Genomic DNA, 25,290 nt, shown 5'->3' with positions numbered 1-25,290 from the left:
GCTTGGGGGTGTCGGGGGTCTTGGGGGTGTGCTGCGTGATGTCGGGCTTGAGTGCGACGAACTTGCTGGTGCGTTCGGAGGGGGTTTCGGCTTCGGGCTTGGGGGCCTTCAGCGTGGTGGTGGGGTGGTCCACGGAGGGCTTGGTGGGGCGTGCGGCCTTGAAGACGGTGGTCGGCTGATCGACAGCGGCCTCGGCTTCGCCTTCGCCCGATGTGTTCCCACCCGCACCACCCGTGCCGCTTTCGTCGTCGGGTGCGGGTGGCCCCTGCGGGGCGTCCTCGCCGTCGGCGGCTGCCGGGGTGTCGTCGTGGGGTTCGGCGGCGCGCGCGTCGTCGGGTGCGGGTGACCCCTGCGGGGCGTCCTCGCCGTCGGCGGCTGCCGGGGTGTCGTCGGAGTCAGTGACGGATGCAGCCGTGTCGTCTGTGTCGGCGGCGGTGTCTTCCGCCTCGTCGGCTTCGAGCTCGGCCTGGGTCTCCGCCGAGCTGTCGGTCTTGGGAGCCTTGCCGTCCACGTCCTCCCCGGCACCGGCGTCGGAAGCCGCCGCAGCGGACTCCTGGTCGTCGGGGTCGGCGCCCTCCGCCTCGGCAGCCTCGGCACCCTCGTCCGCGCCCGGTGTCTCCTTGCCGCCCTCCGCGTCCGTCGAGGCGACCCAAGCCGCCACAGCCGCCCTCAGTCGATCGTCACCTGACGCTGCAGACTCGGCGCCCTGCGAGCCCTCACCCTCAGCCTCCGCACTCCCGGCGTCCCCGGCCGCCGCAATGGCGTCCGCGGCATCCCCGGCCACCGCGCTCGAGTCTTCGGAGCTCTCGGGGCTCTCGTCGACCCCACCTTGGGCATCTGAGGCCACCCCGTCCGCGTCCTCGGAGTCGTCGGCCACCGCCCGGGCAGAATCCGTAGTCACAGCGTCAGCACCCTTGGCGTCCTCGGCCCCTTCGTCCGAGCCCTCGGAGCCCTCAGCCGCCACCCCGGACACCGCGTCGGAACCCTCCGCCGCCTCGCGCACCGCATCGGCGCCCTCGGACCCCGGGCCCTCGGACCCCGGGCCCTCCGCCCCGGCACCCTCGGTCTTCGCCAGCTGTGCTCGTACGGCGTCCAGTTCGCGTCGGGACAGGACCCTCGTCGCTGTGTCCACGCCGCCCCGTGACGCGGCTGCCGTCGGCTTCCGCTGTGCCGGGGTGTCGCGGGTCATCGCCAGTCGGGGGTCGCGCCTCTCCGGCGCGTCGGGGTTGGACGGGGTCGCGGGTTCGGGGGCGGACTCGGGAACCGGACCCGTGCTCCCCGACGTCGGTTCTGCCGACGACTCGCGCTGCTTCGACCTGTCGGGGGACTCGCCCGCCACCGATGCCTCCTCCATGTGCCACGCACGCCATGCGTGCGGCTGCCGAACCGTGAGCCGTCGCCCGGACACGGCGCCCGTGCGACCCCCCGTGCCGCTGTCCGAACCGTGTACCAGTGTCCTGTGCGCGGCCCTCTGCTGGTGCGGTAGACGAGAACGACATACCTACCGGTTCCCTCACGAACCGGTCACGCACCCTCGACAGACCAATGTGAGAGGGGTCACCCTGTCTTTCATCCACGCGGGGAGGCATGGATGGGCAGGAGCCGCAGAACACTTCCGGAGGAGCTTCTGCTGCTGGCGTTGGACCCGGCCACGGGAACCACCGCACAGCCGCAGTCGCTCGACCTCGGTCTGGCCGGAGCACAGCTAGTGGAGCTGGCGCTGGCCGGACGGATAGCCCCAGACGGGGATCGTATCGCCGTGGTAGCCCCACGGCCGACTGGAGATCCGACACTGGACTGCGCATTGGAGTTGCTGCGAAGGCGTGGCGCTCCCGTGCGTGCCGTCCACTGGATCGGCGGGCCCCGGCTGGGGTTGCGCCAGACCTACCTCTCACATCTGGAGCGGTGCGGCATGGTGCATGCCGTGGCGGGTCAGATGTGCGGAGTGCTGCCGACGACTCGTTACCAGGCGACGGACAACGCCATCAGCCGGGAGATCAGGGCCCGGCTGGATTCCGCGATCCGCACCGGCGTACCGCCGGACCCGCGGACCGCGGCGCTCGCCGCCCTGGCACACGCGGTCGGCCTCGGCAAGCACCTGTATCCGGGGAACGAGGGGCGGTCCTCTCGCTCCCGGTTGCGGGATCTGATCAGGCACGACCCCATGGGCGGTCTCGTGGCGCACGCCGTGATGGACGTCCAGAACGGCGTGGCGGCCCAGCCACGCCGCAGCCCGGCCCCGGCCGGCCGGCAGGCCGCACCCGGTGGCAGGGCCGCAGCGGAACCCGCACGTGGGGTTCCGGTGCAGCCGCGCCGCGGATCCATGGCGCGCGTCGTGGCGCACTGAGCCGCAGTACCACGACCCGCACCACCTCGGCGGTTTGCCGTCTGCCGTTTGCTCGACCACGCACCACACGCTCGTCCCGCACACCCAGCGCCGCACCGCAGTCCCCGAGACCGGTACGGGAGCCGCTGGTCCGCGCGGGGTGGCGGGACCGTCGTCCGGACGACGACACCGGTCCCGCCGCCCCGCGCGGCCGCATGTGCCGGGGGTCTTCCCGAACTGGCGTGTATCCAGCGCATATCCACCGTTTCCCAGCGGTAGAAAGCACCTTGGTGGCAGTCTGCTCAACAGCAGATACACAAAGTGGCAATCGCAGGCAGGCAGCCGGAGGTGCACGTCCCGTGGCGTCCAATGTCAATCCCACCGTCCGGCGACGCCGGCTGGGCCAGGAGCTGCGCCGGCTCCGCGAACTCAAGGGCATGACGGCCGAAGAGGTGGCCGAGCGGCTGCTGGTGTCGCAGTCGAAGATCAGCCAGCTGGAGAACGGACGGCGCAGTATCAGCCAGCGCGACGTCCGCGATCTGTGCGGGGTCTACGAGGTGGAGGACCACCGGATCGTCGACTCCCTGATGCAGATGGCCAAGGACTCGCGGCAGCAGGGGTGGTGGCATTCCTTCGGCGACATCCCGTACAGCGTCTACATCGGGCTGGAGACGGATGCGGCGAGCCTCAGGGTGTACGACCCGCAGGTCGTCCCCGGGCTGTTGCAGACGAAGCAGTACGCGGAGGCGCTCATCGCCGGGGCGTTGCCGGAGACCGCGTCCGCCGAGATCGAGAAGCGGGTCCAGGTGCGGATGCGCCGACAGGAACGAATCTCCACCGAGGAGAACCCGCTCCGGCTGTGGACCGTGCTGGACGAGGCCGCCCTGCGCCGCGTCGTCGGCAACAAGTCCCTGATGCGCGACCAGTTGGAGCAGCTCGTCGAGCAGTCCCAGCAGCCGCACGTCACCGTGCAGGTCATCCCCTTCGAGATGGGCGCGCATCCGGGCCTCAACGGGCAGTACGCGATCCTGGAGTTCCCGGACGCGGCCGACTCCAGCGTCGTCTACATCGAGGGCGTCACCAGCGATCTGTACCTGGAGAAGGCCAACGACGTCCAGAAGTACAGCGTCATGTACGAGCACCTGCGGGCGCAGGCCCTGAACGTGGAGCAGTCACGCCAGTTCATCGCGGACATCGCGAAGGAGTACGCGCGCTGAGCGCCCGCCCCGGCCGGAAAACCGCCGTACGGTACACCTTCCCCAGGCCGGGATGGAAGACTCCACTGGAATATGCCACCCACCCGAGTGAATAGTCGCTTCGTCAGCCGATGTTGGCGAGTAGCGTCGATCACGCCACCCAGCAACAACGTTGGCGTGAATCGCCCCACGGATCCGGTTCGTCGGGACGCGCGGGGCGATGACAGCAACTCAACATCTGGCAATTCGGAGCAAACATGGCAATTCGTCAGGGTTCCACGGACACGTGGACCAAGTCCTCGTACTCCACAGGAAACGGCGCGTGCGTCGAGGTCAAGTCACCGGTCACGGCGGCCATGGCGGTGCGGGACTCCAAGGTTCCCGAGGGCCCGATCCTGGCATTCCCCGCTGACGCGTGGAACACGTTCGTGGCGTCGGTGAAAGCGTAAGGGGCGGGTCTGTCTGATCCTCACCCGCAAACCGACCTCACGATCAACAACTGCACAAGCACCACAGGTAGAGCCCTCTCGACCAGCCCGCCGTCCTTGCCGAGGGGGCTCGGCTGTGCCCGCGCCCGGCTGGCTCAGCGCAACTCGGCGACGTACCGGTCCGTACCCGGCACCGTCGGCACGAACGGCGCCACCAGCTCCACCCGCCCCAGCCCCGCCTCTCCCACCGCCGTGTCCAGATCGGCGAAGTGCCCCTCCCAGCACTCCCTCGGGTCCGCCTCCAGGAACCACAGCAGGGTCAGGCGCGTGTCCGTGCCCTCGACCTGCTTGACGTACGACATGCGGTCGAGCGGGAGGGGCGTGGGCCGGAAGACGGTCGCCATGGCGGCCGGGGAGCCCGCCAGGCGCCTGGGGAGATGGCGGGCGCGCAGCCACTCCAGCAACTCGGCGCGCTGCTCCGCGGAGTCGGCGTCGATGACCTCGACCACCAGGCCCGTGTAGGGGTGGTCCAGGGCGTGGAAGTCGCGGGGGCCCGCCGCGCCGTCGCGGTACACCGTCGCCTCGTGGTCCTGGAACGCCGTGAAGACATGGGTGCGGTCCTGGTAGACGCGGGCGTCGCGGTTGAGGCGCCGGTTGATGGCGACCGTCCAGCGCATGTGGTCGTCGTAACGGCCGTCGGTGATCCAGTACGTGGAGATGTAGCAGCCCGCGGTGACCGGCTGGGCTATCGCCGACTTCTCGGGGTAGCGCAGGAGCTGGAGATCCCTGGTCGCCACCCAGCGCCGGCCCGCGTACATCCAGGGCATCGCCATCGCGCCCGCGTAGTAGTGGTCGTCCTCGTACCAGCGGTTGTAGGCGTACTCGTGGCCAGGGTGCGGTTCGACCATGGTGATCAGGGCGTGGCCGGGGTGGACCCCGTACGGGCCGACGGCGGCCAGTTCGGCGTACGTCTCGCTGTGGGTGTCCTCGCTCATGTGGTTCCCCTTTCCTGCCGTCACCCATACTCTGACGGGCCGTCAGATATTGCGTCCAGAGTCGGGAGGCAGCGGAATGTCACTGCTCGCGGGCAAGACCGTCGTCGTGTCGGGTGTGGGCGCCGGGCTCGGTCACCAGGTCGCCGCCACGGTGGTGCGCGACGGCGGGAACGCGGTCCTCGGGGCGCGCACGGAGGCCAACCTCGCCAAGTGCGCGGCCGAGATCGATCCGGCCGGGGCCCGGACGGCGTACCGGGCGACCGACATCACCGACGAGGCGCAGTGCGAGGCGCTGACGGCGCTCGCGCGGGAGCGGTTCTGCCGGATCGACGCGGTCGTCCATGTGGCCGCCTGGGACAGCTACTTCGGCGGCCTGGAGGACGCGGACTTCACCACGTGGCAGTCGGTGATCGACGTGAACCTGCTGGGGTCGCTGCGGATGACACGGGCCTGTCTGCCGGCCCTCAAGGAGCGCGGGGGCTCGGTCGTCTTCATCGGGACACAGTCCTCCGTCGCCGCCCCTTCGCAGGTGCGGCAGGCGGCGTACGCGGCGTCGAAGGGGGCGCTGACGAGTGCGATGTACTCGCTGGCCCGGGAGTTGGGCCCGCACCGGATCCGGGTGAACACCGTGCTGCCGGGCTGGATGTGGGGGCCTCCGGTGCGGGCGTACGTCCGGTTCACGGCACAGACGGAGGGCGTGCCCGAGGCCGACGTGCTGAAACGGCTGACCGGACGGATGGCACTGCCCGATCTCGCCACGGACAGCGACGTAGCCGACGCGGTGGTGTTCCTGGCGTCGGACAGGGCACGTTCTCTCACGGGGCAGTCGTTGCTGGTCAACGCGGGGGAGCTGATGCGATGAGTTCACATGGGTGAACCGAGAACCTCATGACGAACACTTTTACCTCCCTTTGACCTTACGCTCACTTGTCGTGTTCACGCGACAGCGCCCAGGATGAGCGCCGGGCTGAACCCTGGGAGGGCGCACATGAACGGTCTCGACTGGGCCGTGCTCATCGGCTACTTCGGCGTGATGGTGGCGATCGGCGTCTGGTCGCACAAGCGGGTGGACAACGTCAGCGACTTCTTCACCGCGGGCGGCAAGATGCCGTGGTGGCTGTCCGGGATCTCGCATCACATGTCCGGATACAGCGCGGTGATGTTCACCGGGTACGCGGGCATCGCCTACACCTACGGCGTCACGTCCTTCGTCACCTGGTCCTTCCCCATCGCGCTCGGCATCGCCATCGGCTCGAAGCTGTTCGCGCCGCGCATCAACCGGCTGCGCTCACGGCTCCATGTGGCTTCCCCGCTGGAGTACCTGAAGAACCGTTACGACCTGAAGACCCAGCAGGCGCTGGCCTGGTCCGGCATGCTGCTGAAGATCGTGGACGTCGGCGCGAAGTGGGCCGCCATCGCGACCCTGTTGTCGGTGTTCACGGGCGTGTCCCTGAACCAGGGCATCCTGATCACCGGTGGCATCACCGCCGTCTACTGCACCATCGGCGGCCTGTGGGCCGACGCGCTCACCGAACTCGGCCAGTTCGTCATCCAGTTCCTCGCCGGCATCGCGATGTTCATCGCCGTGCTCATGGAGTTGAATGACCGGGGCATCGGCTTCCTCGGTGCCTGGGACGAGCCGGAGCTGCAGGGCCACGGTGAGCCGCTGGTCGGCCCGTACGGGACCGTGTTCCTCCTCGCCTTCCTCTTCATCAAGCTCTTCGAGTACAACGGCGGCATGCTCAACCAGGCCCAGCGCTACATGGCCACGGCCACTCCGTACGAGGCCGAGCGCTCGGCGCGGCTGTCGGCGATCCTGTGGCTGGTCTGGCCCGTGGTGCTGTTCTTCCCGATGTGGATGTCACCCCTGCTGGTCGAATCGCAGAAGACGGACGGTTCGGACTCGTACGGCCTGATGACCGAACAGCTTCTCCCGCACGGCCTGTTGGGCCTCGTGATCGTCGGCTTCTTCTCGCACACCATGGCCATGTGCTCCTCCGACGCCAACGCCATCGCCGCCGTGTTCACCCGGGACTGCGCGCCGGTGATCTGGCGCCGGGCGCGGAGCTGGAGCGAGGGGCAGGGGCTGCGGGTCGCCCGGATCACGACCGTCGTCTTCCTCGGCCTGTCCATGGCGGCAGCCACGCAGGTCAACTCCCCCACCTTCAAGGACATCATCACGGTGGTCATCAAGTGGGTCGCCGGTCTGATGGGTCCGATGGCGATCCCGATGATGCTGGGCCTGCTGCGGCCGTTCCGCCGCTCCGGACCCACGGCCGCGCTCACCAGCTGGTCGATGGGTCTGCTCGCCTTCTGGCTGGTCAACTACCCGATCAGCTGGCAGATCGAGGGCGGGGTGCCGCTCCAGTACCAGGTCTCCATCCCGCTGGCGGTCTCGCTGGTCCTGTACATCCTCATCGGCTACCTCAAGCCGGAGGACACCCCGGAGCGGCTCGCGATCGTCGAGCGCATCAACACGGACGGCGACGACGGAGCCGCGGCGGCCGCGGTGCCGGAGCCGGCCGGGGGTGTGGAGGACGCGGTGGGTACGCGGGCCAAGGACTGAGGCCGGGGCCGAGGCCGGGGTCCGGGGCGGCGGTCAGGTCGCGGGGCGGATGCGGATGATGGCGGCCCCGTCGCTGACGTCGACGACCTGAAGGCCCATCTGGTTGACCGCGGCCTTGGCACCGCTGTCGCAGGTCAGCAGGGCGTATGCGGAGGAGTCCGCCCCCGGTCCGGTGAAGGTCGCATGGCAGCCGCCGTCGGAGGAGAACTCCGACTGGGTGAGCGGTGCGAACAGGATGACCGTCCCGTCCTTGATCGACGAGACCATGATCGGGCCGAGGCCGAACCGATCCGGCACCGGCACGTTGGCGTCGGTGGTCACGCGGACTTCGCAGGTGCCGTCTCCGCACGCCGAGTACCGGGTGCCGTCGGCGGCGGTCGGCGGGGGCGACGGGGGTGCGGTGGAGGGCTGTGCGGTCGACGGGGATGCGGTGGGGGGCGGTGCGGTCGACGAGGATGCGGTGGAGGGCGGTGGGGTCGACGGTGGTGCCGAGGTGGTGGGTGTCTTCGGCGGTTCGCCGCCCTCGCCGCTGTCCGACGCGGAACCGCAGCCGGCCACGAGCAGCACGAGGGCGAGGACGCCTACGGATACCGAGGGACGGTACATCGAAACTCCAGGATTCTGACGGGTTCCACCAGGAAGGACGTCACTCGCCGAGCAGGCGCAGGTCCGACCTCACCAGCGTCGCGGTGATCAGCAGGTCGGTGATGAGGTTGTGGTTCAGCGTGTTCCCGACCGGCTGGGGGACCTCTTCCTCCAGGAGTCCAGGGACGCCGTACTCCTTGCTGAGGCGTTTGCGCACCTTGGCCACGATGTGGGCGGCGCGCTTCGGGCTCCACTGCCTCTCCGGCTGCAACTCGCCCAGCTCGAAGGCGACTTGAGCCCACGCCAGCGGCTGTGGATACGGCTCGAGGCGCAGGTAGCGCTGCGCGAGGCAGACGAGCACGAGCCTCTCCTCCGGCTCCAGCTCCCGCGCTTCGTCGCGCGTCTCCTCCTCATGCGCGCCCGGTCCGCTCCCCGGGCCGGCCGGCGCCGACGCGGTGATCCTGACCTCCAGGAGGTGCTCCCGCCGGGGGGAGACGACGAACAACGGCGTGAACCCGGCCTGCAGGGGTGCCCGGTCCCCGCCGAGCACCAGCCGCGACCCCGGGAACCGGATGGGCACCCCGCCGGTGTTGTGCAGCACCCAGCGGGAGGACTCCCGGACGATCAGGCCCTGCCGCCGGCTGACGCGTGTGTCGCCCGCGCCGACGCAGACGTGGACGTCGGGCTCGTTACGCCCGAACAGCAGCGTGAAGTCCGCGTCCGGCGCCACACTCATGCCGCCGTTCGCCCCGAGCACATGGAGCGTGCCCGGCAGGCCCGGCGGCACCGTGCGGCTGAGGCTGCCGATGTCCCGAGGGAGCAGGCTGACCTTGCTCACCGGACTCGCCATGACCCGTCCTCCTCGCTGTCGGTGGAGGGTGACCCTAGACGTCGGAGTCCGGGAGGGGTCCCGCGACGGCGTAGGCCCCGCCCATGACCACGTCGCAGGGATAGAGGTAGCGGTCGGGGAGGCTTTTCATCGACTCACCGCTGGGGAAGGTTTGGTCGGTGGCCCTGGCGCCGTCCCGGAACACCTGGACCCTGGTCGTGCCGGAGGGGAAGTTGTAGCGCAGCTGCAGGTCGACGGTTCCCCGCTCGGGCCGCACCTCGACGGTCCGGCGCCAGGGGAGGGAGACGCTCCCCGGCCTGCTCTGGCGGCCGTTCAACCAGTAGGTGAGGTCGGACAGCGGCCCGTCGCCGGTGATCACGAACTCCAGCGTGACGGGTTCCGCCGAGGGCGAGGGCGAGGGCGAGGGTGTGGGTGTGGGGGACGGAGCGGTGGACGAGGCCGCGGGTCGGGCGTTGTTCGGCGTACCGGAGTCCTTCGGGTCCGGCGACGGCTCGTCGTCCCCGGACGCGGTGAGTACGGCGCCGAGGCCCCCGGCCCCGGCCAGGACGGCGGCGCCCGCGATGAGGACCGTGCGCCAGCCCGGCGACACGGGAGTGGGCGGGGGCGGCGGGTTGGCGGCCGCGCTCTGCTGCCGGTCGATCGCCGCCAGCACGGAGGGCGGCAGCCAGGCGGCGCCCGAGGGGGCGGGGTGCGATGCCAACGTGGCGAGGCGCCCGGTCAGTTCGGGGACGGTGGGGCGGTCGGCGGGGTCGGCCCGCCGGCAGTCGGCGATCACCTCGTCGAGCGTCTCGTCGGTGCTCCGCGGGCCGCGGGCGTACTCCAGCGTGGCGCCCAGCGAGTAGACGTCGCTCGGCGGGCCGGCGTCACCCGCCATCTGTTCCGGGGACATGAAGCCATGGGAGCCCGCCGGGCCGGTGGAGCGAGTCCGGGCGGCGATGCCGAAGTCGAGCAGTCGTGGGCCGTCGGCGGTGAGCAGTACGTTCGCCGGTTTGACATCCAGGTGGACGATCCCCGCACGGTGGATCACGGCAAGGGCCTCCGCGAGCCCGGCCGCCAGTCGTCGTACCGAATCCGCAGGAAGCGGGCCGTGCCTCTCCACCGCGTCGCGCAACGTCACCGACGGCAGGAACTCGGTCGCCATCCAGGGTGCCGCGGCGTCGGGATCCGCGTCGAGGACGGGCGGGCTGTAGGTGCCGCCGGCCGCCGTGGCGGCGGCGACCTCGTGGCGGAAGCGGTCCCGGAACCCCGGCTCACGGACGTACTCGGCGTGCGGCACCTTGACCGCCACCGCCCGGCCGCCCCGGGACCGCCCCAGGTAGACCACCGCCATGCCGCCCGTGGCGATCCGCGCCAGGATCCGGTACGGCCCCACCGCGCGCGGGTCGTCCTGCTCAAGCCGCTCCACTCGTCTCCCCGTTCACTGTTCCCGGCGGCCTGACGGCCTCGACGTGTCCCTCCACGGTGCCCAGGAGCACGAGCCCGCCGACGGACAGTCCACCGAGGCCGGAGAGGGACGTCGAGTCGGTGGCCGCCTGGGCGGCGTAGGTCCACAGGACGCGTCCGTCGGTCGTGGCCAGGGCGTACACCGTCAGGTCGGAGCCCTGGACCCAGAGCGTGCCACCGGACAGGCCGAGGGTGGCCGTCCCGATGTACGAGTCGCCCTCCTCGGCCGGCCGGCGCGACCACACGGGCTTGCCGGTATCGGCCCGGAAGGCGCGAACCAGCCCGTCCGTCTCGGCGACGTAGAGCAGACCGGCCCCCGCGTGCCGTACCGAACTGCGGGGGTCGAAGGCCTTCTTCCAGGCAATCGTCCCGTCGTCCGCGTGGACCGCGTACACGGTCCCGGCGTTGTCGCAGCCGAAGACGATGCCGTCGCCGATGAAGGTCTTCACGGCCGACCGCGGCAGCTCGCGCCTCCAGCGGATCCGGCCGCTGTCCGCGTCCAGCGCGAACAGGACGCCGTCGCCGCTCATCACCACAAGCCCTGCCGCGGCCATGAAGGTCGAGCTCGCGGACGGCATCGCGGCGGTCCAGCGGGGTCGGCCGTCCTCGGCGTCCAGCGCCTTCATCTCGTTGTGGTAGGCGAAGCACACCACCGGTCCGGTGGCCGCCGTCCCCCAGGGGAAGAACGGCACACGTGCCGTCCAGCGGGTGGTGCCGGAGGACGCGGCGACGGCGCGCAGCGTGTAGTCCGCCGTGCCGTTGCCGTCGCGGGCGTCGAACAGGTACGCGGCGTCGCTGCCGGCCGTGACATAGGTGGCGCCGGAGGTGTCGGCGGTGCGTGACCAGAGGATCTTGCCGGTGCGCGGGTCGAGGGCGCGTACATGGCTCTCCTCACTGTTGGTGGCGAGGACCGTGGTACCGGCGCGATAGAGGTCCGGGGCGCGGATGCCTCGGTCGACGACCTTCGTCGTCCACACGCGGGCGGCCACCGAGGGTTGAGCGGCGCCGGGCCGGGCGGTGGTGGGCCGGGGGGACGAGGGCGACGAGCGCGGCGGCGCGGACCGTTCGTCCTCCGTCCGCAGCACGGCGATCGTCGCCGGGACGGCGGCCACGGGGAGCACGCCGGCGGCCAGCAGCAGGGCGCGGCGGCGGCTCCACCCACCGAGGGTCGCGGCTGCGGAGGCCGGGGAGGAATCGTCCGTCGCAGCCGTCGGATCGGCGGTCGCCTCGCCGCGGAGCAGCCCCTCGATCCCGTGCGCCGCCGCCGGTGGTGGCGCGGTGCCGGCCGGGAGTTCGGCCCGGGCCACTGTGCGGTCGATGGCCTCCGCCAGTGGCGCGGGCAGCCAGCCGGTGCCCTGCACGGAGGCCGTGGGCTCGCCGAGCCGGTCCAGGAGGGCGGTGGCGGCGGGGCGGCGGTGCGGCTCGGGGTGCAGGCAGGCGGCGATCAGGGAGCGGAGCCGGCGGTCCGTGATCCCGCGCAGATCCGTGCGCGCCTGCCGTACGCGCTCCAGGACGGCAGCCCGGTCCGGGCCGCTGAACGGTTCCTGTCCCGTCGCCGAGAACGCCAGCACCGCACCGAGCCCGAAGATGTCACCGGCCGGACCGGCGACACCGCCGGAGGCCTGCTCCGGCGACATGAATCCCGGTGTGCCGAGGAGGGTGCCGGGGACGGTGAGGGCGAGTGCGTCGGCGGGCCGGGAGATCCCGAAGTCGATCACCCGGGGGCCGCGGGCGGTGAGCATGATGTTGCCGGGTTTCAGGTCCCGGTGCGCCAGGCCCGCCCGGTGGATGTCGGCGAGGGCCTCGGCCAGGGCGGCGGCGAGCAGACGCAGCGCGTCTGTCGGAAGGCCGCCGTACGTCTCCACGGCCTCCCGCAGCGACAGCCCGGGCAGGTACTCCATGACCAGCCAGGGCGCCTCCGCCTCGGGATCGGCGTCCAGCAGCGCGGCGGTGAAAGCGCCGGTCACGGTGCGGGCGGCCGCCACCTCCCGGCGGAAGCGGGCCCGGTAGTGGGCATCGCGTCCGGCCCTCTCCCGCACCACCTTGACCGCGACCTCCCGGCCACCGCGGGAGCGCCCGAGATAGACCGTGCCCATCCCACCCGACCCGAGCCGGCCCAGCAGCCGGTAGTCGCCCACCCGGCCCGGATCGTCCGGCTTCAGCGGCTGCACGAACTCGTTCTCCCCCTCTGCCCCGTGGAACCGGGCAGAGGGCATTCTCGCGCACGGGCAGGCGGTGACTGCTGAGTAGTGATGGGGATGGCGTGAAGAACGCGGAAGGCCGGTACCGCCCGCTCAGGGCACAGGAGCGTCGTGCCGGAGGCGAGGGGCCGGAAGGCGGTCGAGGAAGTCCATGTTGACCTGCGAGAAGTACACGCGGGCCCAGGATCCGTCCGCGAATCCGATCTCGTAGTTCTTGTTGGACACGTCGTCACGGTTGCGAAGCCACGCGACCTGCCGGACGTCCACCGCCCAACCGGCCTCGACATGGCCGAGTTACCAGAACCAGGCCTTCGCCCCTTCCCAGCGATCGCCGGACATCCGCAGATCGCGCAGCACACGGGGCCGACGCCCCCTGCGCGGCTTGGGAACGCGTTTCCCGGGCCAGGCGGGCTGACCGGCGACGAGCCGCTCCTCCGCCGGCAGAACCCGCGCCGCCCTTTCCTCCACGTCCTTCAACCGCAACGAACGCAGTGCTCCGCTCCCCTTCCTTCACGTACCTCTAAGCCCGCGGATACCTGGCCAGCCACCCCGGCGACGACCCGGCGGGCCCGTGCAGGGCCGGGCCCTGGGTCATCTCCATGGCGAAGTCGTCGGCGAGTTCGAGGATCGTCGGGCGGCCTTCGAGTTCGGCCAGCCAGGCCGGGGGCAGGGCCGTCTCGCCGTGCAGGGCGCCCAGCAGGCCGCCGGTGAGGGCGCCCGCGGCGGCGGAGGGGCCGTCGTGGTTGACGGCGAGGCACAGGCCGTGGCGGATGTCCTCGCCGACCAGGGCGCAGTACACGGCGGCCGCGAGCAGTCCGTCCGCGGAGCCGTCGGCCGCGAGCTCCTCCACCCGGGCCGGGGTGGGCATGCCCTGGCGTACGGCGCCGAGGGCGTGCTGCAGCGCGTCCGACACGGGTTCGTGACCGGGCCGCAGGGCGAGCAGGGCGCGCGCCCGCTGTACGGCCCCGTCGAGGCTGTCTCCGCCGGCGAGCCCGTGCACGATCACCGCGTACGCGCCCGCCGCCAGGTAGGCGACGGGGTGGCCGTGGGTCTGCGTCGCGCACTCCACGGCGAGCTGGACGACGAGCTGCGGCTCCCAGCCGACGAGCAGCCCGAACGGCGCCGACCTGGCGACGGCCTCGGGCCCCAGCTCGGCGACGTTCTTGGGCGACTCCAGCGTGCCCATGGTGTCGTCACCGAGGCCGAGCAGCAGGGCGCGCGTCGGGTCCCGGCGGGCGTACAGCCACTCCTCGCGCGCCAGCCAGCCGTCGTCCTTACGGCGCTCGTCGGGCCCCCAGTCGCGCTGTGTGGCGGCCCAGCGCAGGTACGCCCGGTGCAGGTCGGTCGGCGGATGCCAGGCGCCGGTGTCGCGCCTCACCTGGGCTCTTATCAACCCGTCGACGGAGAAGAGGGTGAGCTGCGTGAGATGACTGACGGCTCCGCGCCGCCCGTACCCGAACCCGAGGTCGACCAGGCCCTCGGCGCCGTACTGCTCCTGGATCTCCTCCAGTGCGAGCCCGTCGACCGGCGCCCCGAGAGCGTCCCCGACGGCCACGCCCAGCAGCGTGCCGCGGACCCGGCTACGGAAGTCCTGCTGCTCGGTACGGCCCCAGACGGCGCCGGCTGTCGCACCCATCAAGACCTCCCCGGGACACCGTCCGTACGTACGACGATTCGCCACTGTAATCGACCGGGGACGATCGGTTCAGGGTGCGCATCATCGTGCACGCGTTGTCGAGGGCGGTGGAAAGGCCGTCATGGACAGCGTTCAGCGGGGAAAGGCAGCCCGCCAGGGGTCCGGGTGTCGGCCCACGCCGACGTGGACCTCCCCCAGGTGTGCCGCCTCGCCCTCCGCGGCCCTGGGGAACCTGAAGTGCCACCGACTGATGCCGTACTCGTTCTGGGAGAACGTGCTGCCGGTGACGGACGCGCGGTCGACCGCCAGCACTTCGTACTCCGGCGTCGGCCCATCGGGGTCCTTCAGGTGCGGATAGAAGAAGTCCTCCAGGAAGAGAAGGCGCTCGCCGGTGAGGATCAGGTAACCGCTCCGGTGCCCCCCGGACTGCGGCAATTCCAGCGTGGAGGCTTGAAGGTGTTCCACGATCTCGGTGGGGCCCAGCCTCGCGACGAGATACGGCGCGAACTGCTGTGACCTGTTGTACGTGTAGTTGTGTCCGACGTCCTGCAGGGCCGTGTCCAGTTTCATCGGCAGTTCCTGGTGGGCGCGTGCTGCTGCCGCCCCGGCCGGGTCGCCGTAGTCGTCCAGCAACTGCGCAAGGAGCGCGGAAACGCCCCCGCGCTCCACGAATCCCTTGGGGTGTCGCAGCGCCGTGCGGCACAGCTCGATCGCTGCGGCGAGGGCGTCGGACTCGGTCGCATAGCCCAGCACGCGAAGGTTCTCGCGGAAATCCGGGCCGACGTTCCGGGTCACGATCCGGCGCGGCTGGTCCCGGTCGTACGGCGTGGTCGGGAAGCGGTCCTCGCGGGGGTTCCCGCGGGCGTCGTCGATCATCTCGGCGAACTCGTGGGCGGCCTCACCGGACAGCTGCCCCACGTGTGCGTCGATCACCGCCCGGAAGTCACGCTGGGCCTCCGCGAGGCGACCTTGTGCACGCGCCGCGCGGGCCCGCAGCAGGAGCGACCTCGCCGCGGCAGCGCGGGCGGCGTCCAGGTCCGCCTCGGTGGCAGCGGGGGTGTGGCGGTGCAGCTCCCGCAGCACGCGGTACACCCCGCCGGTCGCCGCCACATACACGTCGAGGCCGTTGCCGCGTCCGTGCTCGACGACCCGGCGGTAGTTGCGCAGGGCTCGGCGGTAGTCGCCCTGGTCCTCCTGCTGGACGGCCCGCGCCAACACGGCGTTCACCAGGGAATGGCGCAGCCTCATGAGCGTCCTCCGGCCAGGTCGACGTGAGTCATACGGTGACTGTGGAAGCGTCCGATCGGGACACCTCCCGTCATTCGCGTCGGCCCGCCATGCGGCGCTCCCCCAGGCTCACCGCCCACGATGCCAGTGCGATGCAGACGGGCACGTACACCCACAATTCGGAGGCACCACCAGCAGCGAGGAGAAGCCATGAGGACACGGCGGCGGTCAGCAGCGCTGCGGGCAGCCACTGACGCCAGGGCGGCAAGTGGCTCATCCGCAGGACCGACCATGCCATCCACGCGAAGACGCACAGAACGGGAAGACCGAAGACCATGAAGGGCATCTGTACTCCATGCCATGCAGAGCGGGGTTACGGGACCGAGGCCGCTGAAGCTATCGCTCAGCCGCGGGACCGGTCCCGCAGCGACAGGGGAAAGGCGGCGTACGCCGACGCGGTGTCGGTGTACGCCGCCCTGCCCTGGCGGGGGTCAGGTGCCGGTGCCTACTTCGGGTCGCGGTCGAACATCGACTTGGACCAGACGTGGCCGAGCACCGCCAGCCCCGCGCACCAGGCCACGGCCAGCCACCCGTTGTGGCCGGTCCCGGTGCCGAGAAGCAGCCCGCGCAGGGTCTCGATGGCGGGGGTGAACGGCTGGTACTCGGCGATGGGCCGGAACCAGCCCGGCATCGCGTCCACCGGCACGAAGGCGCTGGAGATGAGCGGCAGGACCATCAGTGGCAGCGCGTTGTTGCTGGCTCCCTCGGGTTTTCGGGCTGACCAGGCCCATCCCGACCGCGATCCAGGTGAGCGCCAGGGAGACGAGCGTCAGCAGTCCGACCGCCAGGATCCACCTGCTACCGCACCCCGCTCGAACGCCAACTCGCCTCAGGGCGCACCGGCACCTGAGGCTTCACAGGGCGTTTCCGCCGGTCACGAGATTCGCGCGGGCCTCGTCCGCCGCGGCCTGCGCATCGTCGCCGAGTTGCCGGTGCACCGCCGCCCGCCGCAGCAGCGCCCAGGCGTAGGACGGCCGCCGCTCCAGGACCCGGTCCAGCTCGGCGAGGGCCTCCTCGGGACGGCCCAGGTTGGCCAGCGAGGCGCCCCGGCTCGCGCGGGCCGTGCCGTACCCGGGCTCCAGGGCGAGTGCGTGGTCGTAGTCGGCGAGGGCCTCCTCGTCTCGCCCGGCGACACGCAGGGCGTCACCGCGTTCGCAGCGCACCCAGGCCCAGTCGGGGTCCATGGCCACGGCCCGGTCGAGGTCGGCGAGTTGCCGTACGGCGTCGCCGAGGGCGCGGTGGACGCGGGCCCGGCGGACCAGGGCCCAGGGATAGTCCGGCTTGAGCCGCACGGCCCGGTCGAGGTCGGCGAGCGCCTCCTCGAGCTCGCCGCGGCTGTAGTGGATGGCGCCGCGAGAGGCCGCCGCGAAGGCGTCGGCGGGGTTGAGGGTGAGTGCCCGGTCCAGGTCGCGGACCGCCTCGTCGTAGGCCTCCAGTACCCGGTGGTACTCGCCGCGCAGGGCGAGGCTGTGGGGGTCGTCGGGGGCCAGTTCGAGGGCCCGGTCCAGGGCGGTGACGGCCGCGCGCTGATCGCCGGCGAGGTCGTGGGCGATGGCTCGGGTGCGGTAGGCGCGTGCGGCCACGGCGGGGCCGAGCAGGACCTGCCAGCCGTACTCGTCCGCCCCCGCGCCCTGCGGACTCCCGGCCCACCCGTCGGCGCGAGACCACTCCGAAGGCACCGGATGGGGCTGCGCCTGCTGGGGCTGCGGGCGATGAGGCCGCGCGCCGGGCGGTGCGCCCTGGTCGGAGACGGCCACGCCGCCGAACGTCACAATGCCGCGGGCGAGCGCCGTGAGGTCCACCATCTGTCCGAGGGCCCCCGGATCACGCTCGACCCCCGTCTCCCGCAGTACCAGGTCCAGCGCCGCCGCCGTCCCACCGCCGCCGAGCGCCTCCCCCAGCCGCCGCCCCCACTCGGCCACCGCCCTGGTCTCGGCGTCCCACCCAGCCTCCACCAGAACCCACACCCACCGCGCGACGACGGACTCCCCCTGCTCGCAGGCGTCGACGACATCCGTCAGCACACTCGTCAGCGCCGACCGCTCCCCCGCGCACAGCAGGTGGTACAGCTCCGCGAGCCGCAGCTCCCGCCACCCGTCGTCCGCCCACAGCTCCTCGGCACCGCGCCCGGCCTCGGCCTCGGTCCGCCACTGCCGGAACACCGAGGCGAGCGCCTGCTGCCGGGTCACCCAGGTCCTGGGCGCCTGCTGCCGCTGCAGCCGCAGCATCGGGGAACGTACGACGTCGTGATAGCGGACCCGGCCGCCGCGCTCGCTGACGAAGGGCAGGCCCCGCAACCAGGCGTACAGTCCGTCCAGTTCGGCGTCCGGGGGCTCGACGACCGCCCGGAACACATCCGCGTCCAGCACGCGCGGCAGCGCGCACGCCAGCGCGACCGACCGCCGTACCGGATCCGCCTCCCACCTCAGGAACCGTTCCACCGCAGTGGCGCTGGGATCCCCCACGTCGGTCGGGACGGCGGGGCGGCTCTCCGCGAGCGTCGACACCAGCACCGGCAGCCCGCCGGTGAGGCGCAGCACCTCCGAGACGACCGGTTCGGCCAGCACTCCCTTGCCCGCGAGCAGGTCCCGCGCCTCCGGCTCGGTGAACGGCTGGAGCGGCAGGTCGGTCATGAAGTCGCCGAAGCCGCCCCAGCGCGCGGAGTCGAAGGGGAGTTGACCGGCCGTCACCACCATGAGCGTGGCGGGCAGCGAGCCGTATCGCTCCGTGGTCATGACGGTGTGCAGCCAGCCGTCGAGGAACCGGCCGGTCCGCTCGTAGGTGTCGAAGAACAGGACGATCCACGGCGCGGCGGACGCGGCCTGGGACAGCTCGTCCAGCAGCACGGGAGTGAGCACGCTCTCGGGGGCGAGCACGAGCTGCGCGTCCTCGTGGCTGCGGAAGCGGGCGCCGATTCCCGACCTCAACCGGTCCGCGCCCTGGGCGAGTTGGGCCGGATCCAGCGCGCCCGCGAACGCCCCGATCCCCGGCACCATCCCGAGCCCCACCACCCCGGCCCGCGCCACCGCCACGCTCGCCGCCGACGGCGTCGGTGCCTCCAGCGGCGGCGCGGTGGCCGCGGCCAGCTCCGCCTCGTGCCACCGTTCCCGGTACGCGGTCAGCAGCCGGTCCAGGTCCTTGAAGCGCCGCCCCTGCGCCTCGAACTGACGACTGATCGCCTCCAGGGCCTCCGGCACGCTGCCCGCGTGCTCGTCGACGTGCGCCGTCAACGCCCCGCGCTCCCTGGCGATCTGCTCCAACTCCCGCAGCAGGAAGGTCTTGCCGACGCCCGCGTTGCCGTGCACATGGAAGAGGAACCGGTGCCGCTCGTCGTCCGGCTGAGTGTCGAAGTTGGCGCGGAACGCGGCCCGTTCGGCACCCCGGCCCACGAATCCGGCGCGGCTGCGCCTGCCGATCAGCTGCTGCATCGACGGCCGTGCCTGCGCCACGCCTGGTTCCTCCCGTTCGGCTCTCCCGCACCGTCCTTCATTCTGGCTCAATGGCTATGGGACGGACCCGTCCGCCGGGGAAGATGACCATCATGCCTACGACACCCCCACGCACCGCCCTTCACCTCGCGGCCACCCTGCTCACCGCGACCGCCGCCCTCTACATCGCCCTCGTCGCCTTCGGCAACATCACCGACTTCGGCACGAACCAGCAGTTCGTGCGGCATGTCCTGGCGATGGACACCACGTTCAAGGACGAGGACCTGATGTGGAGAGCCATCACCAGCAAGGGACTTCAGGACGCGGCGTACATCGCCATCATCGTCTGGGAGACCGTCGCGGCACTCGTGCTCATATACGGCACCTGGCTGTGGTTCCGACGCGACGACCTCCGTGCCCGCCGCTTCTCCACCTACGGCCTGCTGATGCTCATGCTGCTGTTCGGCGCCGGGTTCATCGGCATCGGCGGTGAGTGGTTCGCCATGTGGCAGTCGGGGGACTGGAACGGTCTGGACGCGGCGACGCGGGTGTTCCTGCTGAGCGGAGTCGTGCTGGTCGTCATCCATCTGCCGTTCGGGAAGGGCGACGCGGCCTGATCGAGGCGGCGACGCAGGCGGTCCGGCCGAGGTGCTCGGCCGGGCCGTGGAAATCCTGTGAACCCGGCAGCCACATCCGTACCCGCCAGGCCGCCTTCGGTTCGAATGGCAGCCATGACCAGGGGCATACCGCGAGCAGGAGCACGGAGCAGACAGCTGCGGCGGATCGCAGAGCGCCGGGCGCGAACGGGCCGGTCCGACCGGGCGGCCCGCACAGCTCCGTTGGGAGCACGGCGGCCGGGACACCGCCGGAGGGCACCGGAGCGCAACGGCACACCCGCCGCCCCGGGAGCGGCCGTGACATCGCCGGTGGAGATGGCGGCCTGGGGACCTCGTGCGGGTCTCCTCGCGGCGCTGCTGCCCGGACTGGCCGCCGTCGCCACACTGGTCTTCACCTGGGTGTCCGTGACCCAGGTGTCCGAGGAACTGGCCATTTCGCAGCAGGGACAGACCGCGGACCGGTACGACAAGGCGATAGAGCGGCTGGACAGCGACTCCGCCAATATCCGCAAAGGCGCGATCTTCTCTCTGCAGGGCATCATGGAGGACTCGCCGCGGCAGCAGCCGGCGGTGATCTACGCCCTGTCCGAGTACATCCGCACCCGCGCCGCGAAGAAGCCGACCGCCGGCGACAAGGCTCCCGACATCCAGGCGGCCCTCTCCGTGCTCGGTCAGCGCGACCCCGCCCATGACCGTGGCCGCACCATCGACCTCAGAGGCGTCCGGCTGGACGACATCGACCTCAAAGAGGCCGACCTGAGCGGGGCGAACCTCGCCGGCGCGGCCGTCACCGACAGCGACCTGGAAGACGCGAACCTGTCCGGCGCGGACCTGCGGGGCGCCTCCCTGAGGGGGACGAACCTGACGGGTGCCGACCTGAGCGGGACCAGATCGGAGGAGGCGGTTCTCAATGACGCCGTCCTGGCCGGGGCGAACCTGTCCAATGCCCGCCTGAACTCGGCCCAGTTGAAGTCGGCCGTCATGACGGACGCGGATCTGCGCAACGCCTATCTGCACAAGGCGGACCTGCGGCAGGCCAACCTGACGGACGCGAACATGGACGGAGCGACCCTGATCCTGGCGGATCTCGCCGGAGCCAACCTGGAGGCCGTACGTCTCGACGGCGGCGCGGACTGGAGCCAGGCGCATCGCCCGGAGGGGGATCTGCCGCCCGCCCAGCCGACGGCACAACCGACCCTCACGCCCACCCCCAGGGCCACTTGACCGCTACTTGACCACGACCACCGACGTGCCCGTCTCCCCGAACGCCCACAACGCCGCCCCGTCGGCCGCGCGCATCCGCACCCCGCCGGTCTGCTTGCCCTCGGCGGGCGGCGGCGAGGAGCCGTCCACGGCGTTGGAGAAGGCTATGGAGATACCGGACTTCGCGGCGAAGTAGACGATGTTCTCGATCTCCACGCCGTCCGAGCCGGTGGTGGCGTCGTTGCGTGACGACACCGTGTAGCTGCCGAGGTCCGGGCTGACCGTGCCGGGCCAGACGGCGAAGGTGCGGCGGGCCGCGTCGCTCGCGTCGACCAGCCAGACCCGCTTCTGGCCGAGGGAGTAGACGATCCGGCGTCCCGTGCCCGAGCCGTCCGGCACGGCCGCGGGCCCGGCGGACTTCGTCGGGGCGGGGCTCGCGTCCGCCGTCGCCGACGCGCTCGGGCGGGCCGCCGCGGCCGTCGGATGCGGCCCCTTGTCGGCCTGCACGGCGAGGACGGCGACGGCGGCTATCGCTCCCACCGTCAGACCGGTCACCCAGACCTTGGGAGCAGGCACGGGCACGCATCTCCTCGGCTACGAAAAGCTATGGAACGCCACGGAAGGCAACGGAACCCCCTCCAGCGGGGGTCGGATCATCGTACCGATCCCCGTGGCGCGTTCCTCCTCAGTCCAGCACCGGCAGCAGCTCCGGCAGATGCCCGTCCGAGGCGGTCGCCGCCCGCTGCCGTTCCTCCGGCACCTCGCCGTACAGCGTCGTGCGGGGCTTGGCCGGGCGGCCCGCGGCCTCGGCGACGGCCACCAGGTCGCGCACCGACTTGTAGGAGCCGTACGACGAGCCCGCCATCCGCGAGATCGTCTCCTCCATCAGCGTGCCGCCCAGGTCGTTGGCGCCGGAGCGGAGCATCTCGGCCGCGCCCTCCGTGCCCAGCTTCACCCAGCTGGTCTGGATGTTGGGGATGTGGGGGTGAAGCAGGAGGCGGGCCATCGCCGTCACCGCCCTGTTGTCGCGGACCGTCGGGCCGGGGCGCGCGATGCCCGCCAGGTACACCGGCGCGTTGGTGTGGATGAACGGCAGGGTCACGAACTCGGTGAAGCCGCCCGTGCGTTGCTGGATGCCGGCCAGGGTGCGCAGGTGGCCGAGCCAGTGGCGGGGCTGGTCGACGTGGCCGTACATCATCGTCGACGAGGACCGGATGCCGAGTTCGTGGGCCGTCGTGATCACCTCGATCCAGGTCGCCGTCGGCAGCTTGCCCTTGGTGAGGACCCAGCGGACCTCGTCGTCGAGGATCTCGGCGGCGGTGCCGGGGATGGAGTCCAGGCCCGCCTCCTTCGCCGCCGTCAGCCACTCGCGGATGGACATGCCGGTGCGGGTGGCGCCGTTCACGACCTCCATGGGTGAGAAGGCGTGGACGTGCATGCCGGGGACGCGCTCCTTCACCGCCTTCGCGATGTCGAAGTACGCCGTCCCGGGCAGGTCCGGATGGATGCCGCCCTGCATGCAGACCTCCACCGCGCCCACGTCCCAGGCCTGCTGGGCGCGGTCGGCGACCTGGTCCAGGGAGAGGGTGTAGGCGTCGGCGTCGGTGCGGCGCTGGGCGAAGGCGCAGAAGCGGCAGCCGGTGTAGCAGACGTTGGTGAAGTTGATGTTGCGGGTGACGATGTACGTGACGTCGTCGCCGACCGCCGACTTGCGGACGTCGTCCGCCACCCGGCAGAGGGCGTCCAGCGCGGGCCCGTCCGCGTGCAGCAGCGCCAGCGCCTCGGCGTCGGTCAGCCGGGTCGGGTCGTCGGCCGCGACCCGCAGCGCCTGGCGGACGTCCGTGTCGATGCGCTCCGGCGCCATCCCGGGCGCGGCCGCCTCACGCAGGGCGCCCCAGTCGCCGTACACCTCGTCGAAGTCGTCGCGGCGGTCGGACGTACGGCCCTCGGTGTCGATGGTGCGGTGCAGGTCGGTGCGGCCGGACGCCTCGAAGGCCTCCTCCGGCTCCTGCCACGGGTGGCCCTCAACCGTCGCGTCCGGCAGGGCCAGGCCCGTCTCCGGGTCGGCGAGCGCCCGGACGTGCGGGCGCAGCCGCGGGTCCAGCCAGGGCTCGCCCCGCCGCACGAACTCCGGGTACACGCAGAGACGTTCCCGCAGGGCGAACCCGGCGGCGGCCGACCGCTCGGCCAGCTCCTCGATCTGCGGCCACGGCCGCTCGGGGTTGACGTGGTCGATGGTGAGCGGGGACACCCCGCCCCAGTCGTCGATACCGGCGCGGATGAGCCGCTCGTACTCGGAGTCGACCAGGTTGGGCGGGGCCTGCAGGCAGGCGGACGGGCCCATGAGGAGCCTTGCCACCGCCACCGTGGCGACCAGTTCGTCGAGTTCCGCGTCCGGCATGCCGCGCATCGCGGTGTCCGGCTTGGCGCGGAAGTTCTGGATGATCAGTTCCTGGATGCCGTGGTAGGCCCGGGAGACGCGGCGGAGTGCGAAGAGGGACTCCGCCCGCTCCTCGTACGTCTCGCCGATCCCGATCAGGATCCCGGACGTGAAGGGGACGGAGGAACGGCCGGCGTCCTCCAGGACGCGCAGGCGGACGGCGGGTTCCTTGTCCGGGGAGCCGTAGTGCGGGCCGCCGGGCTCGGACCACAGGCGGGTGGCCGTCGTCTCCAGCATCATGCCCATCGACGGGGCGACGGGCTTCAGGCGCTGGAAGTCGGTCCAGGTCATGACGCCGGGGTTGAGGTGCGGGAGCAGTCCCGTCTCCTCCAGGATGCGGATGGAGATGGCTCGGACGTAGGCGATGGTGTCGTCGTAGCCGTGCGCGTCGAGCCACTCCCGCGCCTCGGGCCAGCGGTCCTCGGGCTTGTCGCCGAGGGTGATGAGGGCTTCCTTGCAGCCGAGGGCCGCGCCCTTGCGGGCGATGTCGAGGACCTCGTCCGGCGACATGAACATCCCGTGGCCGGCGCGGCGCAGCTTGCCGGGGACGGTGACGAAGGTGCAGTAGTGGCACTTGTCCCGGCACAGCCGGGTGAGGGGGATGAAGACGCTCTTCGAGTAGGTGATGACGCCGGGCCGGCCGGCGGCTTCGAGGCCCGCGTCACGCACCCGGCCGGCGGACGCGGCGAGGTCGTCGAGGGCCTCGCCGCGGGCCTGGAGCAGCACGGCCGCCTCGGAGACGTCGAGGGCGACGCCGTCCCGGGCGCGTTTGAGGGCGCGACGCATGGAGTTCTCGGTCGGGCCGGTGCCGCTGCCGGGGCGGTCGGTGGAGCCGGTTCCGGAGGTCGCGGAAGTCGTCATCCTTCGAGCATACGAGCGGACTCCGCCGGTTCAGCCGGGACGGGGGTGGCCTTGGGGGCTGTCGGCGCATAGCCGGGTGCCGGTTCGTTGTGGCTGGTCGCGCCCACGCGGCGGAGCCGCATATCGATACAGCCCCGCGCCCCTGGGTGGGCTGTCCGCCCGCTCGTTCACAGGTACTCGGCATACTCGTCCAACACCCGCAGCACCCCGGCCTCCCCCGCCGACGGCAGCTGCGCCACGACCTCTTCGATCCCCAACTCCGCGTAGTGCGCGAGCTTCCCGGACGTCGGATACACGGCATACGGCACGACCTGAAGGGCCTCGGGGTCCCGCCCCGCATCGGCCCAAACCGCCCGCAACCGGGGGATGGTTTCGGACAATCCTCGCCCGCCGATCGGCAGCCACCCGTCCGCGTACTCACTGATGTGCGCGAACAGCTTCGGCCCCGCGGCACCGCCGATGAGCGTGCGGGGGCCGACGACCTTGGGTGCGCGCGGCTTCTGTGCCGGTTTGGGATAGGCGAAACTGGCGCGTACGGCACCGAACTCCCCCTCGTACGCGGTGGGTTCGTCCGCCCACAGGGCCCGCATCAGGGCCATCCGGTCCCGGACGAGTTCACGGCGGGTGGCCCAGGTGACGCCGTGATCAGCGGCTTCTTCCACATTCCAGCCGAAGCCGAGGCCGAGGGTGAACCTTCCGCCGGACAGGTGGTCCAGGGTCGCGATCTGCTTGGCCAGGTCGATCGGGTCGTGCTGGGCGACCAGCGTGATGCCGGTGCCGAGACCGAGCCGTTCGGTGACGGCGGCGGCCTGGCCCAGGGCGACGAAGGGGTCGAGCGTACGGCCGTACTCGGGCGGCAGGTCACCGCCGGCCGGGTACGGGGTGGTGCGCTCGACGGGGATGTGGGTGTGCTCGGGAAGGTACAGCCCGGCGAACCCGCGCTGCTCCAGCTCACGGGCGAGCCGGATGGGGGTGATGCTCTCGTCGGTGAGGAAGATCGTGACGGAGATGCGCATGACTGCATCTGTACCGCGCGGCCGCTCCGATGTCCATACCGACCGGTCGGCACAGATTCCCGCCCACGGGCCGCCAAGGTTTCGGTGCCACCGGTCGGCTACCGCTCGGCTGCCGATTGGCTTCCGATTCCCTTCCCTTGTACGGCAGTTCACGGCTGAATACGAGAGTTGCACGCACCACCACTGCACCACCCACGCCATGTCCTTCACGA

General features: G+C 71.5%; 20 protein-coding genes and 2 pseudogenes. 7 read left to right on the top strand and 15 right to left on the bottom strand.

Annotated features, from left to right (window positions below; translation table 11 throughout):
* Window positions 1-1,339: pseudogene (locus IF78_RS44245) on the bottom strand (hypothetical protein); the annotation flags it as partial.
* A 252-nt stretch (window positions 1,340-1,591) separates the two neighbouring features.
* On the opposite strand from IF78_RS44245, the gene IF78_RS0137015 reads away from it, so the two are divergent.
* The 3 genes from IF78_RS0137015 to IF78_RS0137005 all read left to right on the top strand — a co-directional run bounded on the left by IF78_RS0137015 (window position 1,592) and on the right by IF78_RS0137005 (window position 3,971).
* Window positions 1,592-2,347, top strand: coding sequence for a GOLPH3/VPS74 family protein (locus IF78_RS0137015; protein WP_031478696.1), 756 nt, complete (start codon window positions 1,592-1,594; stop codon window positions 2,345-2,347).
* Between the two features lie 338 nt (window positions 2,348-2,685).
* Window positions 2,686-3,543 carry a helix-turn-helix domain-containing protein gene (locus tag IF78_RS0137010; RefSeq protein WP_031498658.1) on the top strand — a complete coding sequence of 286 codons (858 nt, stop codon included), beginning with the start codon at window positions 2,686-2,688 and terminating at the stop codon, window positions 3,541-3,543.
* A 236-nt stretch (window positions 3,544-3,779) separates the two neighbouring features.
* On the top strand, window positions 3,780-3,971 hold the full coding sequence (locus IF78_RS0137005) for a DUF397 domain-containing protein (RefSeq protein ID WP_031478698.1): 192 nt from the start codon (window positions 3,780-3,782) through the stop codon (window positions 3,969-3,971).
* A 134-nt stretch (window positions 3,972-4,105) separates the two neighbouring features.
* Here the strand turns inward: IF78_RS0137005 and IF78_RS0137000 are convergent, their stop codons facing one another.
* Complete coding sequence (locus IF78_RS0137000) at window positions 4,106-4,945, bottom strand: hypothetical protein (protein ID WP_031478699.1); 840 nt, start codon at window positions 4,943-4,945, stop codon at window positions 4,106-4,108.
* A 76-nt stretch (window positions 4,946-5,021) separates the two neighbouring features.
* On the opposite strand from IF78_RS0137000, the gene IF78_RS0136995 reads away from it, so the two are divergent.
* Window positions 5,022-5,807, top strand: a complete 786-nt coding sequence (locus tag IF78_RS0136995) for an SDR family oxidoreductase (protein WP_031478700.1) — start codon at window positions 5,022-5,024, stop codon at window positions 5,805-5,807.
* A gap of 126 nt (window positions 5,808-5,933) precedes the next feature.
* A complete protein-coding gene (locus tag IF78_RS0136990; RefSeq protein WP_031478701.1) occupies window positions 5,934-7,511 on the top strand; it encodes a sodium:solute symporter family protein in 1,578 nt (525 codons plus the stop codon).
* 33 nt (window positions 7,512-7,544) lie between these two features.
* Here the strand turns inward: IF78_RS0136990 and IF78_RS48670 are convergent, their stop codons facing one another.
* The 10 genes and pseudogenes from IF78_RS48670 to IF78_RS0136930 all read right to left on the bottom strand — a co-directional run bounded on the left by IF78_RS48670 (window position 7,545) and on the right by IF78_RS0136930 (window position 18,962).
* Complete coding sequence (locus IF78_RS48670; RefSeq protein ID WP_051905105.1) at window positions 7,545-8,117, bottom strand: hypothetical protein; 573 nt, start codon at window positions 8,115-8,117, stop codon at window positions 7,545-7,547.
* A 40-nt stretch (window positions 8,118-8,157) separates the two neighbouring features.
* Window positions 8,158-8,946, bottom strand: coding sequence for an FHA domain-containing protein (locus IF78_RS0136975; RefSeq protein WP_031478704.1), 789 nt, complete (start codon window positions 8,944-8,946; stop codon window positions 8,158-8,160).
* A gap of 34 nt (window positions 8,947-8,980) precedes the next feature.
* Entirely contained in the window at window positions 8,981-10,351 is a 1,371-nt protein-coding gene (locus IF78_RS0136970) for a serine/threonine-protein kinase (RefSeq protein WP_051828481.1), read from the bottom strand.
* Window positions 10,338-12,560, bottom strand: a complete 2,223-nt coding sequence (locus IF78_RS0136965; RefSeq protein ID WP_051828478.1) for a serine/threonine-protein kinase — start codon at window positions 12,558-12,560, stop codon at window positions 10,338-10,340. Before IF78_RS0136965 ends, IF78_RS0136970 begins: the two co-directional genes overlap by 14 nt.
* A gap of 123 nt (window positions 12,561-12,683) precedes the next feature.
* On the bottom strand, window positions 12,684-12,815 hold the full coding sequence (locus tag IF78_RS50520; protein WP_267882945.1) for a hypothetical protein: 132 nt from the start codon (window positions 12,813-12,815) through the stop codon (window positions 12,684-12,686).
* Between the two features lie 295 nt (window positions 12,816-13,110).
* Complete coding sequence (locus IF78_RS0136950; protein WP_031478708.1) at window positions 13,111-14,226, bottom strand: ADP-ribosylglycohydrolase family protein; 1,116 nt, start codon at window positions 14,224-14,226, stop codon at window positions 13,111-13,113.
* A gap of 132 nt (window positions 14,227-14,358) precedes the next feature.
* Entirely contained in the window at window positions 14,359-15,474 is a 1,116-nt protein-coding gene (locus IF78_RS0136945; RefSeq protein WP_031478710.1) for a hypothetical protein, read from the bottom strand.
* A 70-nt stretch (window positions 15,475-15,544) separates the two neighbouring features.
* A complete protein-coding gene (locus IF78_RS0136940) occupies window positions 15,545-15,799 on the bottom strand; it encodes a hypothetical protein (protein ID WP_031478711.1) in 255 nt (84 codons plus the stop codon).
* A 159-nt stretch (window positions 15,800-15,958) separates the two neighbouring features.
* Window positions 15,959-16,307 (bottom strand): annotated as a pseudogene (locus IF78_RS44240) (ABC transporter permease); the annotation flags it as partial.
* A gap of 60 nt (window positions 16,308-16,367) precedes the next feature.
* Window positions 16,368-18,962, bottom strand: coding sequence for a tetratricopeptide repeat protein (locus tag IF78_RS0136930; protein ID WP_031478712.1), 2,595 nt, complete (start codon window positions 18,960-18,962; stop codon window positions 16,368-16,370).
* Window positions 18,963-19,054: 92 nt separating this feature from the next.
* On the opposite strand from IF78_RS0136930, the gene IF78_RS0136925 reads away from it, so the two are divergent.
* Together IF78_RS0136925 and IF78_RS50515 are read left to right on the top strand one after the other, a co-directional pair.
* Window positions 19,055-19,558, top strand: coding sequence for a DUF2165 domain-containing protein (locus tag IF78_RS0136925; protein ID WP_031478713.1), 504 nt, complete (start codon window positions 19,055-19,057; stop codon window positions 19,556-19,558).
* Window positions 19,559-19,855: 297 nt separating this feature from the next.
* Entirely contained in the window at window positions 19,856-20,782 is a 927-nt protein-coding gene (locus IF78_RS50515; protein WP_199921368.1) for a pentapeptide repeat-containing protein, read from the top strand.
* Between the two features lie 3 nt (window positions 20,783-20,785).
* Here the strand turns inward: IF78_RS50515 and IF78_RS0136915 are convergent, their stop codons facing one another.
* From IF78_RS0136915 to IF78_RS0136905, 3 genes are all read right to left on the bottom strand, one after another.
* A complete protein-coding gene (locus IF78_RS0136915) occupies window positions 20,786-21,337 on the bottom strand; it encodes a L,D-transpeptidase (RefSeq protein ID WP_031478715.1) in 552 nt (183 codons plus the stop codon).
* A 109-nt stretch (window positions 21,338-21,446) separates the two neighbouring features.
* Window positions 21,447-24,062 carry a bifunctional FO biosynthesis protein CofGH gene (locus IF78_RS0136910; RefSeq protein WP_031478716.1) on the bottom strand — a complete coding sequence of 872 codons (2,616 nt, stop codon included), beginning with the start codon at window positions 24,060-24,062 and terminating at the stop codon, window positions 21,447-21,449.
* A gap of 167 nt (window positions 24,063-24,229) precedes the next feature.
* Window positions 24,230-25,078, bottom strand: coding sequence for an LLM class F420-dependent oxidoreductase (locus tag IF78_RS0136905; RefSeq protein ID WP_031478717.1), 849 nt, complete (start codon window positions 25,076-25,078; stop codon window positions 24,230-24,232).
* Window positions 25,079-25,290 lie beyond the last annotated feature (212 nt).

Source organism: Streptomyces bicolor (genome assembly GCF_000719285.1).
GTDB classification, from domain to species: domain Bacteria; phylum Actinomycetota; class Actinomycetes; order Streptomycetales; family Streptomycetaceae; genus Streptomyces; species Streptomyces bicolor.
The sequence above is the reverse complement of the archived record's forward strand: the minus strand, read 5'-3'. Positions and strand labels throughout refer to the sequence as shown.

Excerpts from the sequence above, each read along its gene's own strand:
- IF78_RS0137015 (WP_031478696.1), top strand. The coding sequence starts at position 1,592 with ATGGGCAGGAGCCGCAGAACACTTCCGGAGGAGCTTCTGCTGCTGGCG.
- IF78_RS0137005 (WP_031478698.1), top strand. The coding sequence starts at position 3,780 with ATGGCAATTCGTCAGGGTTCCACGGACACGTGGACCAAGTCCTCGTAC.
- IF78_RS0137000 (WP_031478699.1), bottom strand. The coding sequence starts at position 4,945 with ATGAGCGAGGACACCCACAGCGAGACGTACGCCGAACTGGCCGCCGTC.
- IF78_RS0136995 (WP_031478700.1), top strand. The coding sequence starts at position 5,022 with ATGTCACTGCTCGCGGGCAAGACCGTCGTCGTGTCGGGTGTGGGCGCC.
- IF78_RS0136990 (WP_031478701.1), top strand. The coding sequence starts at position 5,934 with ATGAACGGTCTCGACTGGGCCGTGCTCATCGGCTACTTCGGCGTGATG.
- IF78_RS48670 (WP_051905105.1), bottom strand. The coding sequence starts at position 8,117 with ATGTACCGTCCCTCGGTATCCGTAGGCGTCCTCGCCCTCGTGCTGCTC.
- IF78_RS0136975 (WP_031478704.1), bottom strand. The coding sequence starts at position 8,946 with ATGGCGAGTCCGGTGAGCAAGGTCAGCCTGCTCCCTCGGGACATCGGC.
- IF78_RS0136950 (WP_031478708.1), bottom strand. The coding sequence starts at position 14,226 with ATGGGTGCGACAGCCGGCGCCGTCTGGGGCCGTACCGAGCAGCAGGAC.
- IF78_RS0136945 (WP_031478710.1), bottom strand. The coding sequence starts at position 15,474 with ATGAGGCTGCGCCATTCCCTGGTGAACGCCGTGTTGGCGCGGGCCGTC.
- IF78_RS0136940 (WP_031478711.1), bottom strand. The coding sequence starts at position 15,799 with ATGCCCTTCATGGTCTTCGGTCTTCCCGTTCTGTGCGTCTTCGCGTGG.
- IF78_RS0136925 (WP_031478713.1), top strand. The coding sequence starts at position 19,055 with ATGCCTACGACACCCCCACGCACCGCCCTTCACCTCGCGGCCACCCTG.
- IF78_RS0136910 (WP_031478716.1), bottom strand. The coding sequence starts at position 24,062 with ATGACGACTTCCGCGACCTCCGGAACCGGCTCCACCGACCGCCCCGGC.
- IF78_RS0136905 (WP_031478717.1), bottom strand. The coding sequence starts at position 25,078 with ATGCGCATCTCCGTCACGATCTTCCTCACCGACGAGAGCATCACCCCC.